This window comes from Nonomuraea sp. NPDC049637 (assembly GCF_040675235.1).
In the GTDB taxonomy this organism is placed as follows: Bacteria; Actinomycetota; Actinomycetes; order Streptosporangiales; family Streptosporangiaceae; genus Nonomuraea.
This window is the reverse complement of record NZ_JBFAOM010000068.1, coordinates 1-13,290: the sequence shown is the minus strand read 5'-3', so window position 1 is coordinate 13,290 and position 13,290 is coordinate 1. Positions and strand designations below refer to the sequence as shown.

Below are 13,290 nucleotides of genomic sequence, written 5' to 3'. Positions count from 1 at the left end.
ACCAAGCGATAGGTCAAGACGATCACGATGGCCACATTCGGCCATCCCACAGCCGCCCATCACACCTGCTCAGGCACCACCGAACGAGGGGCATACCCGACCGCGACTCCCACGGCCTCAAGAACGCACCCGCCCCGGCCCCGGCGAGATCGAACTCCTCCACCCCACCGCCCGACCGCGCCGATGCCATCGCCGAGCTCTGCGACGACGCCGACGCCGATGCCGACGGCATGGGCGACCTGAGCGGTGGACGGCACGCCGCCGGCCGTGCCTGGCAGCACCGCGAGCATGCCATGCCCGGAGTTCTTGCCCGGGACGCCGGCGATCATCTCGCCCATGCCGTCGCCGGTGACGTCGATGACCGCCACGGTTTGGCCCATGGCGTCGCCGGGAGCCGACTGCTCGCCGATCGGATCGGCCTCGGGAGCGGCGCCGGGAGCCGCGATTCGGAAGGATCAAGGAGGCGTGTCGTATCCAGCTTGGGACTGAATGGTGGGGCTCATGACCGTGGCGACCGGGCACCTGAGACCGGGGGACGACGTCAGGACGCGGGACGTGATCCGATTCGTCGGGACAGCGACAGGGGCCCGCACGGCAGGCGTGATTCCCAGCACTACCTCGCGCATGATCGTCGGCCCGCACCGCACCTTGGCAGCATGGAGAATCCAACGCGCCCGGATCCTTGGTCGCTTGCCGAATGCGGCTGTAGCGCATGGTCAGCGCCCTCACTTCGATCATGTCTCTCCCTCGTTCGCCGGACTGAATCGAGCCTGGCGAGCCGCGGTCCCGGCCTCCATGGGTGCGCGCCCACCTGCCGGGGTGGGAAAACGCCACCCCGGGGGGTGGGGCCGGCCCCACCGCCTTCTCCTCGCCGATCGGGCAGACTGCAGCTGTGACGGGGAGACGACCCTCGCCCGGCGGGCCGGCGTGGCGGGCGGTGACCGGCCTGGCGGCGTACGCGCTGAAGGCGGTGACCGGCCTGGCGCTGAACGCCGTCACCGGCGTGGCCGCGCTGGGGCTGCTCGTCCTGGTGCCGGTGAGCGCCGTCCTGGTGCCGGTGGCCGGGCTCGGGCGGGCGCCGCTCGGCCGGCTGCTCGCGGCCGCCCGCCGCCTGGCCGGGTTCCAGCGCCGCTGGGCGGGCCGGACGCTCGGCCTGGACGGCGACGGGAAAGGCACCGGAAACAGCATCCCGGAGAGCGACGGCGACGGGAACAGCGGCGGCGGTCGGCCGGGGAGGTGGCGGGAGCTGGCCTGGCTGGCCGTGCACGGCGTCACCGGCCCTGCTCCCGTGCTGGCGGTGTGGGCCATGTTGTCCGCCCTGGACTACGTCTTCCTCCGGCTGCGGCCGGCGGAGACGAGCCTGCTCAACACGTTCGCCCTGAGCATGTCCACGGTGGCCATCGCCGTGGTGGTGCTCATGGCCGTCCCGCTGTTCCGCACCGGCCAGGCGCGGCTGGCGCGGCGGCTGCTGGACGCCCGGCCCACGCCGGACACGCGCATCAGGGAGCTGACCGCGTCCAGGGCCGCGCTGGTCGACGCGCGCGCGGCCGAGCTGCGCCGCATCGAACGCGACCTGCACGACGGCGCGCAGGCCAAGCTGATCGCCATCCGCATGCACCTGGGGCTGGCCCGCGGCTGCGGCGACCCGGACGAGACCCTGCGGATGATCGACGAGGCGCGGGAGATCGCCGGGCAGGCGCTGGGCGACCTGCGCGACCTGGTGCGCGGCATCCATCCCCCCGTGCTGACCGACCGCGGCCTGGCCGGGGCCATCGAGGCGTCCGCGCTGCTGTGCCCGATGCCGGTGGAGATCGACATCGACCTGCCCGGCCGCCCGCAGCCGCCGGTGGAGTCCGCCGTGTACTTCGCCGCGGCCGAGGCGCTGACCAACGTGACCAAGCACAGCGGCGCCTCCCGCGCCTGGGTGCGGCTGCGGCACACCGCCGGCGTGCTCCGGCTGACCGTGGGCGACGACGGCCGGGGCCCGGTCCGCCGCGACCGGGGCACCGGCGTGCGCGGCATCGAGGACCGGCTGTCCGCCTTCGACGGCTCGCTCACCGTCAGCAGCCGTCCCGGCGGCCCGACCGAACTGACCATGGAGGTCCCGTGCGCGTTGTCATAGCCGAAGATCTCGCGCTGCTGCGGGACGGGCTGGTCCGCCTGCTGTCGGCGCACGGCTGCACCGTCGTGGAGGCGGTGGACAACGGGCCCATGCTGCTGGCGGCGCTGGTCCGGCACCGTCCCGACGTGTCGGTGATCGACGTGCGGCTGCCGCCCGGCTTCACCGACGAGGGCCTGCGCGCCGCGCTGGAGGCGCGCGCCCGGGTGCCGGGGCTGCCGGTGCTGATCCTGTCGCAGTACGTGGAGCAGCTGTACGCCAGGGAGTTGCTGTCCGACCGCTCCGGCGGGGTCGGCTACCTGCTGAAGGACCGGGTGGGCGACGTGGACCGGTTCGTCGACGCGGTGCGCCAGGTGGCCGCCGGCGGCACCGCGATGGACCCGGAGGTCGTCTCCCAGTTGCTGACCCGCCGCGACAGGGACGAACCGCTGGCCGCGCTGACGCCGCGCGAGCGCGAGGTGCTGACGCTCATGGCCCAGGGCCTGTCCAACCTGGCCATCGCCGCCCACTTCCAGGTCACCGACAAGGCGGTCGGCAAGCACACGAACAACATCTTCGCCAAGCTCGGCCTGCCTCCCTCCGACGACCACAACCGGCGCGTCATGGCGGTGCTGACCTACCTGCAGGCCGTGCCCGGCCCGCCGCGATCAACGGGCCCGGCCGCCCGTGAGAGGATTCCCCCGCAAGACGGGTGAAGCCTGGACGGAAAGGCAGCAATGTTCGCGATCTCCCTGGGCGACGACGGTGCGGAGCTGCGTCCGCTGGAGCCCTGGCGGGCCGAGGAGTTCCTGAGCCACATGGACCGCGGGCGCGAGTTCATCGGCCGGTTCATCGCCCTGCCCGACCTCGTCACCGACCTGGAGTCCGCCAGGTCGGTGCTGCAGGGGTACGCGGACAAGGCCGCGGCCGACACCGGGCGCATCTACGGCATCTGGACCGGCGGCACGCTGGTCGGCGGCGTGCTGTTCCGGACGATGGACGTCCGGCTCGGCACCGCCGAGGCGGGCTGCTGGCTGGAGCCGTCGGCGGCGGGCAAGGGCCTGGTGACCAGGGCCATCCGGGTGATCATCGACTGGGCCGTCGAGGAACGCGGCATCCACCGCGTGGAGTGGCAGGCCGCGGCGGGCAACACCGCCAGCATCGCGGTGGCCCGGCGGCTCGGGATGAGCAAGGACGGCGTCCTGCGCGAGAGCTACCCCCACCGGGGCGTCCGGCACGACGTCGAGGTCTGGTCCGTGCTCGCCCCGGAGTGGCGGGCCGGCCGCCGGACGGGCTGAACCGCGGGCGCGGCTATCCGGCTTCGTCCAGTCGCCTGGTGGTCTGGTCGATGCGGTGGATGCGGCCGTCCGGGGCCAGGCGGCCGAACATGAAGACTTCTGCCGCGAAGGTCGTGCCCTTGCGCAGCCTCGTGCGCAGGGTCCACCGGGCGGCGATCCGGTCGCCGGAGACGAGCGTCTCGTGGATCTCGACGCCGGACCCGTCGCCGGCGGCCATCGCCTCCTTGTCGACCTGCCGCCGGACGGGACGGGCGTGGTCGATCATGCGCTGCCGGTCGATCACGAGCCCGTCGTTGCAGTACTCGAAGTCCGGCACGAAGTAGCGGTCGATGATGGCGGCGGGCTCCTCGCAGGAGACGGCCATGTCCCGGGTGTAGGCGGTCAGGAAGTCGGCGAGGTCGCGCTCGCAGGTGATGCCCATTCGGCGTCCTTGAGGGTGTGGGGGTGGCTGCCGTCCCGATCCTCGCCGCCCGCGCCCGCCGCCGTCGTCCTACGGGCGGAGGCGGCCGGCGCTACTCCCGCCGTCGTACGCTGCCGCGCGGCTACGGCGCCGGGACCACCCGGCCGCCGTCAGCGCCGGACGGTCACGTCGTTCACGGGGCTGCGCGGCGCCTGCCCGGTCAGGACCCGGACGGCCTCCTCGGCGGCGAACCGCCGCACCGTCTCGATCGCCTGCTCGGAGTAGTAGGCGGCGTGCGGGGTGACGATCACGCCGGGCAGCGTGAACAGCGGGTTGTCCGGACGCCAGTCGCGCTGCTTGGCCGGCTCCTCCTCCAGGTCGTCCAGGGCCGCGCCGGCGATCCATCCCTGGGCGAGCGCCTGGTACAGCGCCTCGTCCTGCACGATCGGGCCGCGCGCGGTGTTGACGAGGATCGCGTCCGGCTTCATCCTGCGCAGCGTCTCGCGGTCGAAGGCGTGGTGCGTCCCCGGGGTGAGCGGGGCCTGGATCACCAGGTAGTCGGCGCCCGCCACGAGCTCGTCGAACGACACCGGCCGCACGTGGTGCGCGAGGATCCGGGAGTCGTCCATGAAGGGGTCGTGCGCCCAGACCTCGACGCCGAAGGGCCGCGCGCGGGCGGCGATGAGCTGGGCGATGGCGCCGAAGGACAGCAGCCCGAACACCCGCCCGCGCAGCCGCAGGATCGGCTCGCCGGTCTGCCATTGCCACACGCCGCGCCGGGTGGCGCGGTCGTACTGGCAGATCTTGCGGGCGGCGGCCAGCCAGAGCGCGACGGCGTGGTCGGCGACCTCCTCGGCGCACCACTCGTTCGGCGCGTTGGTGACCTGGATGCCGCGCCTGGTCGCGGCGTCGACGTCGACGATGTCCACGCCCGTGCCGTAGCGGGCGATCACCCGGCAGCGGGTGAGGGCCTCGACGGCGCGGGAGCCGATCTGCGCGTACTGGGTCAGCACGCCGTCGGCGTCGCGGCCCTTCTCGATCACCTCGTCCTCGCTCTTGCACTGCTCGGCGAGGAGGGCGAACCCCGCGGCCTCGACGATCGCGCGTTCGATGTCCACGTCGCCGAAGTCGGAGTCGGCGATCATGATGGTGCCTCTGGCGTCAGTGCGAGTCACGGGGAATCCCCTTGGTGTGTACGAGGTCCTGGTACGACAGGGCCAGCTCCAGGCATCCCCCGCCGTCGAGCTGCCCGACCGTGGCGCGGTAGATCTCCTGCCACGGCGTCTGGTTCTCCAGCGGCGGCGGCGTGTGGCGGGCCCACCGCGCGGCGATCTCCTCCTCCGTCAGCAGCACGTCGACGCGCGCGTTGTCCACGTCGACGCGGACGAGGTCGCCGGTGCGCAGGATGGCCAGGTTGCCCCCGGCGGCGGCCTCGGGGCTGGCGTTGAGGATGGACGGCGCGTCGGAGGTGCCGCTCTGGCGGCCGTCGCCGAGCGTGGGCAGCGTGGTGACGCCCAGCCGCAGCAGCGCCGACGGCACCTCCATGTTCACCACCTCGGCCGACCCGGGGTAGCCGATCGGCCCGGTGTAGCGGATGACGAGGATGCAGCCCTCGTCCACGCCGAGCTCCGGATCCTGGATGCGGGCGTGGTAGTCCTCGGGCCCCTCGAAGACGATCGCCCGGTAGTCGCGGACCGCGCGGAACTCGTCGCTGAGCACGGAGGTCTTCATGACGGCCGAGTCGAACAGGTTGCCCGTCATGACGAGCAGCCCGCCGCGCGCGGCCAGCGGGGCGTCGTAGGGACGGATGACCTCCGGGTCGGCGGGCGGGGCGTCGGCCAGGTTCTCCCCCACGGTACGGCCGGAGACGGTCATGGCGTCGGCGTGCAGCCGCCCGGCCGCCAGCAGCGACCGCATGACGGCTGGCACGCCGCCCGCCCGGTAGAAGTCCTCGCCCAGGAACTCGCCGGCGGGGGCGACGTCGGCCAGCACCGGGACGTCGCCCCCGACGCGCTGCCAGTCGTGGATCGTCAGCGGCACGCCGACGTGCCGGGCGATGGCGTTGACGTGGATGGGCACGTTGGTGGAGGCGGCGATGGCCGAGGCGACGACGATCGCGTTCTCGAAGGCCCGCATGGTCATGATCTTGCGCGGGGTGAGGTCCTCGCGCACCAGCTGCACCGCCCGCAGGCCCGTGTCGTAGGCCATCTGGGCCCGGCGGCGGTAGGGCGCGGGGATCGCCGCGCAGCACGGCAGCGACATGCCCAGCGCCTCGGCCAGGCTGTTCATCGACAGGGCGGTGCCCATGGTGTTGCAGTGGCCGATGCTGGGCGCGGAGGCGGCCACGCGCGCCATGAACTCGTCGTGGTCGATCTCGCCGGTGGCCAGCAGCCGCTTCGACTGCCAGATCACCAGCCCCGATCCCGAGGCGGCCATGCGCCTGCCCTGGTGGTAGCCGTTGAGCATCGGCCCGCCGGACAGGACGATCGCCGGGATGTTGACGGTCGCCGCCGCGGCCAGGCACGCGGGCGTGGTCTTGTCGCAGCCCGTCGTCAGGACGACCCCGTCGAGCGGATATCCGTAGAGCACCTCGACCAGCCCGAGGTAGGCGAGGTTGCGGTCGAGGGCGGCGGTCGGGCGCTTGCCGGTCTCCTGCAGCGGATGGACGGGGAACTCCAGCGGGATGCCGCCGGCGTCGCGGATGCCGTCCCTGACCCGGTCGGCCAGGGCGAGGTGGTGGCGGTTGCAGGGCACGAGGTCGCTGCCCGTCTGGGCGATGCCGATGATCGGCCGGCCGGACTGGAGCTCCTTCGGGGTCAGCCCGAAGTTGAGGAAACGTTCGAGGTAGAGGGCGGTCATCTCCGGATTGCCGGCGTTGTCCCACCAGGCCTGGCTGCGCAGGCCGCCGCTCTCGGGATGGCCGGTCGGACGCATCAGCTCGCTCCTCACTCGCGCGGGCCGCCGGCCGGGTGGTGGCGCACCTCGGGCGGCGATGACTGGCCTACCCTGCTGCCGTCATCGCCCAAACGCCTCAGATCATCGCCGCCATCACCTGCTCGACGCTGCTGACCTCGGGAAACTCGATGAGGCACCACGTCGCGCCGGCGTCCTCGTACGGGCCGGGATGCACCTCCGGCGGGACGCCGACCGCAACCTCGAAGCCCTCCAGCCCGCCTCGGTGCTCGGCGACGACGGCCAGCATGTCCCGCAGCCCGGCCGGGGTGGTCTCGGGACAGAGCCCGTCGAAGAGGGCGGCGCGGCGGAGCGGCGCCCGCCGGAGCGACTGGGCGGCCACCCAGACGGGGATCCGCGGCCGCTGCACGGGCTGCGGCTGGAACGCCAGGTCGTCGACGCGGTAGTGGCGGCCCCGGTGGCGGACGGGCAGCCCGGTCCAGAGCCGGCAGATGACGTCGAGGCCCTCGTCGAGCATCTCCGCCCGGACGCGCGGGTCGCCGGTCTCGCCGAGCCTGCTCAGCTCCCCGCCGTTGTCCGAGCCCAGCCCGACGCCGAGCACCATCCGCCCGCCGCTGAGGTGGTCGAGCGCGGCGGCCTGCCTGGCCACCTCGTACGGCCTGCGCCGCGACAGCGGCGTGACCCTGGTGCCGATGCGGATGCGCTCGGTGGCGGCGGCGATCGCGGCCAGGGCGATCCAGGCGTCGCAGACGGCCAGCTCCGCGTTCAGCGGGCGCACGACGTGGTCCCACAGGAAGACGCCGTCGAACCCGGCGTCCTCGGCGCGGGCGGCCAGGTCGGCGAGCACCCGCGGGTCGGCCAGCTCACCGAACGGCGGCAGGTACAACGCCCGGCGCATCACAGCAGGCCCTTCAGGTGCGGCGCGGTACGGCTGCGCGGGCTGGCGGCCACCTGCGCCGGCGTGCCCGCGGCCACCACCGTGCCGCCGGCCGAGCCGCCTCCCGGCCCGAGGTCGATGACGTGGCCGGCGGTCGCCACCACCCGCATGTCGTGCTCGGCGACCACGACCGTGCCGCCGCCGCCGACCAGGTCGTGCAGCCGGTCCATGAGCACGTCGGTGTCGTGCGGGTGCAGGCCGGTGGACGGCTCGTCGAGCAGGTAGAGCGTGGACTCGGCGCGGCGGCCCTGCAGCTCGGCGGAGAGCTTGATGCGCTGGGCCTCGCCGCCCGACAGCTCGGTGGCGGGCTGCCCGAGCCGCAGGTAGCCGAGCCCCACCTCGTGCAGCGTCTCCAGCGGGCGGCGTACCGCGGGGACGTCGCCGAAGAAGCCGGTGGCCTCGTCGACCGTCATCTCCAGGACCTGGGCGATCGTGCGGTCGCGGTAGGTCACCCGCAGCGTGCCGGGGTTGTAGCGGGCGCCGCCGCAGTCGGGGCAGGGCGCGTACGTCGTGGGCAGGAACAGCAGCTCGACCGCGACGTAGCCCTCGCCCTGGCAGGTCTCGCAGCGTCCGCCGGGCACGTTGAAGGAGAACCGGGCCGGGCCGTAGCCGTGGGAGCGCGCGCCGTCGGTGGCGGCGAACAGCTTGCGCACCGTGTCGAACAGGCCGGTGTAGGTGGCCAGGTTGGAGCGCGGGGTGCGGCCGATGGGCTGCTGGTTCACCCAGACCACCCGCCGCTCCCCTTCCGCGGCCTCGGCGAGGGCCGCCAGCAGGCTGCTCTTGCCCGCCCCTGACACGCCGGTGACGGCGGTGAACACGCCCAGCGGCACGTCGACGTCCACGCCCCGCAGGTTGTTGCGGGTGAGCCCGCGCAGCTCCAGGCAGCCGGCCGGCCGGTGCGCCGGGCGTTCCGGCACGACGGTGTGGAACAGGTAGCGGCGGGTCACCGACGCGGCGACCTCGCGCAGCCCGGGGACCGGCCCGCTGTACAGGACGCGCCCGCCGTCGCCGCCCGCGCCGGGGCCGACGTCCACCACCCAGTCGGCCTGGCGCACGACGTCCATGTCGTGCTCGACCAGGCAGACGGTGTTGCCGGTGTCGCGCAGGCGGCGCAGCAGGTCCGACAGCGCGGCGGAGTCGGCGGGGTGCAGGCCGGCCGACGGCTCGTCCAGCACGTACACGACGCCGAACAGCCCGGCGCGCAGCTGGGTGGCCAGCCGGATGCGCTGCAGCTCGCCGCTGGACAGGGTCGGCGCGGGCCGGGCGACGCTCAGGTAGCCAAGCCCCAGCTCGTCCAGCACCTCGATGCGGTCGAGGATGTCGCGGGTGAGCGCCCCCGCCGGTCCTGGTTCGTCCCGGTGCGGGCGGAGCACGCCGGCCAGTTCGCCCATCGGCATCGCGGCCAGCTCGACGACGGTGCGGCCCGCGTACGTGACCGCCAGCGCCTCGGGACGCAGCCGCCGGCCGCCGCAGAGCGGGCAGGTGCGGGCGGTCATGAAGCGTTCGGCCCGCAGGCGGCTCTTCTCGCTGGCCGAGGACGCGTACGCCTTGAGCACCAGCCGCCGGGCGCTGGCGTACTTGCCCTGGTAGGGGCGGTGGATCCGGCCCGCCTCGCGTACGGGATGGACGGTGACCACCGGCTCCTCGTCGGTGAACAGGATCCATTCCCGCTGCTCGCGCGGCAGGCTGCGCCAGGGCGCGTGGATGTCGTAGCCGAGCGTCGCCAGGATGTCGCGCTGGTTCTTGCCCTGCCAGGCGCCCGGCCACGACGCGATCGCGCCCTCCGCGATGCTCAGCGACGGGTCGGGCACCAGCGACTCCTCGGTGACCTCGTGCAACACCCCCTGCCCCTGGCACTGCGGGCACGCCCCGGCGACGGTGTTGGGCGAGAACGCGTCGGAGTCCAGGCGCGGCGCGCCCGCCGGGTAGACGCCGGCGCGGGACATCAGCATGCGCAGCGAGTTGGAGACCCGGCTCAGCGTGCCGACCGTGGACCGCGCGGACGGCGTGGCACGCCGCTGGCCGAGCGCGACCGCGGGCGGCAGGCCGGTGATGTCGTCGACGTCGGGCATCGGCAGCTGCTGCAGCAGCCGACGCGCGTAGGGCGCCACCGACTCCAGGTACCGGTGCTGCGACTCGGCGAAGATCGTGCCGAACGCCAGCGACGACTTGCCCGACCCGGAGACCCCCGTGAACGCCACCAGCGCGTCGCGCGGGATCGCCACGTCGACGTCCCGCAGGTTGTGCACCCGCGCGCCGCGCACCCGGATGCCGCTGACCACCTCATCTTCCACTCTGCGCAATCTACCCATCGCCCGCCGCGCGACCGCCGGGCGACCACAGTGCCGGGCGCAGTGCGGCCAGAGTGCGGCTGTCGGGGCGGGATCAGGCCGCCCGCAGCGGGCGCAGCGCCGAGCCCCACGCGAGGACCTGGTCGAGGACGGCGTTCAGCCGGTCCTCGTGGGCGGCGGCGGGCCGGAAGCCGTCGGCGAAGTCGGTGGCGATCGACAGGCCGACCTGGTTGGACACGGTGGCCACGCTGAGCAGGCCCAGCACGTGCCGCAGGTGCGCGATGGCCCGGGGCGCGCCGTCCACGCCGTAGCCGACGAACCCGGCCGCCTTGTTGGTCCACTCGGCGTACAGGAAGTCGAGAGCGTTCTTGAGCGCGCCCGGGTAGGAGTTGTTGTACTCCGGGGTCACGATCACGAACGCGTCCAGCTCCGACACCGTGGCCGACCAGCGTCTGGTGTGCTCGTGCTGGTAGTTGCCCATGGCGGGGTGCTCGGGCTCGTCCAGGTTGCCCAGGTCGTAGTCCTTCAGGTCGATGAGCCGGTACTCGGCGTCGCCCCGCTTGGCCGCCAGATCGCGCACCCAGTGGGCCACCGCCTCGCCGTTGCGGCCAGGGCGGGTGCTGCCGAGGATGATCCCTACCTTGAGCATGTGCCTCTCCCTCAGTTCGGTTACGGAAACCAACCGTAGGAAGAACGGCTGAGATACTGAATGCGCTGCTGTCCACCATTTATACGTGAGCGTCTCAGCCCTTAGACTCAATCCTCATGGACGTGCTGAGCGACGTAATGGCCTTCATGCGGTGCGGGCGCCCCACCTCCTCCCGCATCTCCTGGCGGGCGCCGTGGGGGGTGGCGTTCCGCTCGGTGCCGGGGTCGGCGGGTTTCCACGTGGTGCTGCGCGGGTCGTGCTGGCTGATCCCGCCCGACGGCGAGCCCGTCCCGCTCAGCGTCGGCGACGTGGTGTTCCTGCCGCACGGCGACGACTTCGGGCTGGCCGACGATCCCGCCCGGCCCCTGGTCGAGTCCGACTGCGAGCCGCACTCGGAGTTGTTCGCCTCGGCCGGCTTCGGCGGCACGGGGGCCGAGACGGTGGTGCTGTCCTGCGGCTACCGGCTCGAACTCGACCGGACCCACCCGATCCTGGGCTCGCTGCCCGGCGTGATCCACCTGCCCGCGACGCTCGGCAGCCGTCCGGAGCTGCGGACCGCCGTCGAGCTGCTGGCCGCCGAGATCGACGGCCCGCGGCCCGGCACCGACACCGTCGTGTCGTCCCTGCTCGACATGTTGCAGCTGTACGTCCTGCGCGCCTACTTCGAGACCCAGGACGAGCCCTGCACGGTCTCCGGCTGGGCCGCCGCGCTGGCCGACCCCGTCGTCGGCCGCGCGCTCGACGCCATCCACCGCGACCCGGCCCGCCGCTGGACCGTCGAGTCGCTCGGCGCGCACGCGGGCATGTCCCGGGCCGGCTTCGCCCGCCGCTTCACCGGGCTGGTGGGGCAGCCGCCGCTGGCGTACCTGACGTGGTGGCGGCTGATGAGCGCGGCCCGCCTGCTGCGCGAGTCCGACGCGCCGGTGGCGCGGGTGGCCGAGCAGGTGGGGTACGGGTCGGAGTTCGCCTTCGGCAACGCCTTCAAGCGCGAGTTCGGCGTCGCCCCCGGCCGCTACCGCCGGTCGGTGGCCTGATCCCACGGGCCGGCCGGGTCGGGGCCCCATCGTTCCTGGGCGTACTGGCGGCGGACGCCGGCCGACTCCCCGATCCGGGTCCAGGAGCGGCCGTCCTTGCGGGCCGCGCGCACGGCGGCGTCCAGGTGGCCCTGGGCCCGGCGCACGGCCTCGGCGGCCTGCCGGACGGCGACCAGGCTCGGCGGGTCGAGGTGGGTCTCCCACTCCGCGCGGATCGCGACGGCCACGTCGTCGGGGGCGGCGCCGGACAGCAGGCATTCGCTCAGCGCGTAGATGCGCCGGGCCGCGAAGTCGTGGCGCACCTGGGCCACGCGTTCCCACAGCGGCCCCTGCCATCCGCAGGCGCAGTGGCCGCGCCAGCCGATCGCGGTGCGGCCGTCCACGACGTCGCCGCGGCCGAAGCCGATGCGGCCGTCGGAGCCGATCGGGTGCACCCTCGCCCCGCCGTCGGCCGGGCCGGTGGAGACCCGCCCGTCGGGGAAGACGGCGGCATCCCAGCCTTCGTGGCGTCCGTCGTCGCCCTCCCACCACTTCATGACACGCCCCCTCCAGAGATCGTCCGGATCAGCTGGCGCCTCCATGGTGGCAGGCGGCACCGGCCCTTGCGAGGGCCCGCGGATTACGGTGTCACGCTGGGGGGATATCGGCCCGGCGGCGGGGCGCCGGCTGGATCGGTCCACACGCTGACCAGGTCGTGCCTTCCGCCGGGGCGCCTCGTCCGGCCAGCCTGGGTGGCGTGATCAGCGCCCTCGTCGTCATCGACGTCCAGAACTCCTTCCTGCAGCTTCCCGACTGGCGGCACACCTCCAGGCCGGACATCGTCCCGCAGGTCAACCGCCTGGCCGCGGCCGCCAGGCAGGCCGGGGACGCGGTCGTGTGGGTGCTCGGCTCGCGGCCCGGCTCGGGCACGGTCTTCGATCCGGCCCGCGGGTTCGTCCAGCTGATGGACGGCCTTGAGCCCCTTCCGGACGAGCCCGTCCTCACCAAATCGGCGCACAACGCCTTCACCACCACCAACCTCCACCAGTTCCTCACCCGGCGCGGCGTCAGGCGGCTGACCGTCTGCGGCATCCGGACCGAGCAGTGCTGCGAGACCACCGCGCGCCTCGCCTCCGACCTGGGCTTCGAGGTCGACTTCGCCATCGACGCCACCGCCACCACGCCGCTCCCCCACCGCGACGCGCCCGACGACGTCCCCTTCGACGAGCTCGTACGGGACCCGCGCACGCTCGGCGTGGACGACATCCTCGCCCGTACCGAATACGCTCTGTCGGGTCGTTTCGCCACGATCAGGACCGTGGACGAGCTCACCGGGAACTGAGGAGGCGCCGGTCATGTCCCGAGTCGTCTTCCTGCTCATCCCGCGGGTGCACCTGCTCGACGTGGCCGGGCCCGCCCAGGTCTTCTCCACCGCCGCCGACCTCGGCCGGCCGTACACCATCGACTACGTCGCCGAGGAGCGCGAGGTGGCCAGCGTGCAGGGGCTGACGCTGCACGCCCGCACCTCGTGGCCGTCCCTGACGCCCGACGACCTGATCGTCGTGCCGGGCTGGCGGGGGCCGGCCCGGCCGGCGAGCGGCGAGACGTTGCGCCGGCTGCGCGAACACCACGCGTCGGGCGGCACGGTGGCCGGCGTGTGCGCGGGGGCCGACGCGCTGGGCCGGGCCGGG

The 13,290-nt window shown here is 73.6% G+C and carries 14 protein-coding genes; 6 read left to right on the top strand and 8 right to left on the bottom strand.

All coding sequences use genetic code 11. The features are described from left to right. Positions 1-59 precede the first annotated feature (59 nt). Positions 60-368, bottom strand: a complete 309-nt coding sequence (locus tag AB0J71_RS46265) for a hypothetical protein (protein WP_352326910.1) — start codon at positions 366-368, stop codon at positions 60-62. A gap of 524 nt (positions 369-892) precedes the next feature. On the opposite strand from AB0J71_RS46265, the gene AB0J71_RS46260 reads away from it, so the two are divergent. The 3 genes from AB0J71_RS46260 to AB0J71_RS46250 are packed head-to-tail and all read left to right on the top strand — an operon-like array spanning position 893 to position 3,396. Next, positions 893-2,122, top strand: a complete 1,230-nt coding sequence (locus AB0J71_RS46260; protein WP_364420580.1) for a histidine kinase — start codon at positions 893-895, stop codon at positions 2,120-2,122. Further along, entirely contained in the window at positions 2,107-2,814 is a 708-nt protein-coding gene (locus AB0J71_RS46255; RefSeq protein WP_352326912.1) for a response regulator transcription factor, read from the top strand. The genes AB0J71_RS46260 and AB0J71_RS46255 overlap by 16 nt, the downstream gene beginning before the upstream one ends. Before the next feature lie 21 nt (positions 2,815-2,835). Next, positions 2,836-3,396, top strand: a complete 561-nt coding sequence (locus tag AB0J71_RS46250; protein WP_352326913.1) for a GNAT family protein — start codon at positions 2,836-2,838, stop codon at positions 3,394-3,396. A 13-nt stretch (positions 3,397-3,409) separates the two neighbouring features. On the opposite strand, the gene AB0J71_RS46245 is transcribed toward AB0J71_RS46250, so the two are convergent. The 6 genes from AB0J71_RS46245 to AB0J71_RS46220 all read right to left on the bottom strand — a co-directional run bounded on the left by AB0J71_RS46245 (position 3,410) and on the right by AB0J71_RS46220 (position 10,586). After that, positions 3,410-3,817, bottom strand: a complete 408-nt coding sequence (locus AB0J71_RS46245; RefSeq protein ID WP_364420577.1) for a nuclear transport factor 2 family protein — start codon at positions 3,815-3,817, stop codon at positions 3,410-3,412. A 149-nt stretch (positions 3,818-3,966) separates the two neighbouring features. Next, entirely contained in the window at positions 3,967-4,971 is a 1,005-nt protein-coding gene (locus tag AB0J71_RS46240) for a C-terminal binding protein (RefSeq protein WP_364420575.1), read from the bottom strand. Continuing rightward, entirely contained in the window at positions 4,958-6,730 is a 1,773-nt protein-coding gene (locus AB0J71_RS46235; protein ID WP_364420573.1) for an IlvD/Edd family dehydratase, read from the bottom strand. Before AB0J71_RS46235 ends, AB0J71_RS46240 begins: the two co-directional genes overlap by 14 nt. Positions 6,731-6,827: 97 nt before the next feature. After that, complete coding sequence (locus AB0J71_RS46230; protein WP_364420571.1) at positions 6,828-7,607, bottom strand: LLM class flavin-dependent oxidoreductase; 780 nt, start codon at positions 7,605-7,607, stop codon at positions 6,828-6,830. Beyond that, positions 7,607-9,958 carry an excinuclease ABC subunit UvrA gene (locus tag AB0J71_RS46225; protein WP_364420569.1) on the bottom strand — a complete coding sequence of 784 codons (2,352 nt, stop codon included), beginning with the start codon at positions 9,956-9,958 and terminating at the stop codon, positions 7,607-7,609. Before AB0J71_RS46225 ends, AB0J71_RS46230 begins: the two co-directional genes overlap by 1 nt. A 73-nt stretch (positions 9,959-10,031) precedes the next feature. Further along, on the bottom strand, positions 10,032-10,586 hold the full coding sequence (locus tag AB0J71_RS46220) for an NAD(P)H-dependent oxidoreductase (protein WP_352326562.1): 555 nt from the start codon (positions 10,584-10,586) through the stop codon (positions 10,032-10,034). A gap of 116 nt (positions 10,587-10,702) precedes the next feature. Between AB0J71_RS46220 and AB0J71_RS46215 the strand changes: the two genes are divergently transcribed. Beyond that, complete coding sequence (locus AB0J71_RS46215) at positions 10,703-11,620, top strand: AraC family transcriptional regulator (protein WP_364420567.1); 918 nt, start codon at positions 10,703-10,705, stop codon at positions 11,618-11,620. Here AB0J71_RS46215 and AB0J71_RS46210 read toward each other — a convergent pair. Further along, positions 11,599-12,156 (bottom strand): hypothetical protein, encoded by a 558-nt coding sequence (locus AB0J71_RS46210; RefSeq protein WP_352326558.1) that lies wholly within the window; start codon positions 12,154-12,156, stop codon positions 11,599-11,601. The genes AB0J71_RS46215 and AB0J71_RS46210 overlap by 22 nt on opposite strands. Positions 12,157-12,356: 200 nt before the next feature. Here AB0J71_RS46210 and AB0J71_RS46205 point away from each other — a divergent pair, with 200 nt between their 5' ends. Next, on the top strand, positions 12,357-12,941 hold the full coding sequence (locus AB0J71_RS46205; RefSeq protein WP_352326557.1) for an isochorismatase family protein: 585 nt from the start codon (positions 12,357-12,359) through the stop codon (positions 12,939-12,941). A gap of 13 nt (positions 12,942-12,954) precedes the next feature. After that, positions 12,955-13,290 (top strand): DJ-1/PfpI family protein (locus AB0J71_RS46200; protein ID WP_364420565.1); only part of this gene is annotated, 336 nt, incomplete at its 3' end.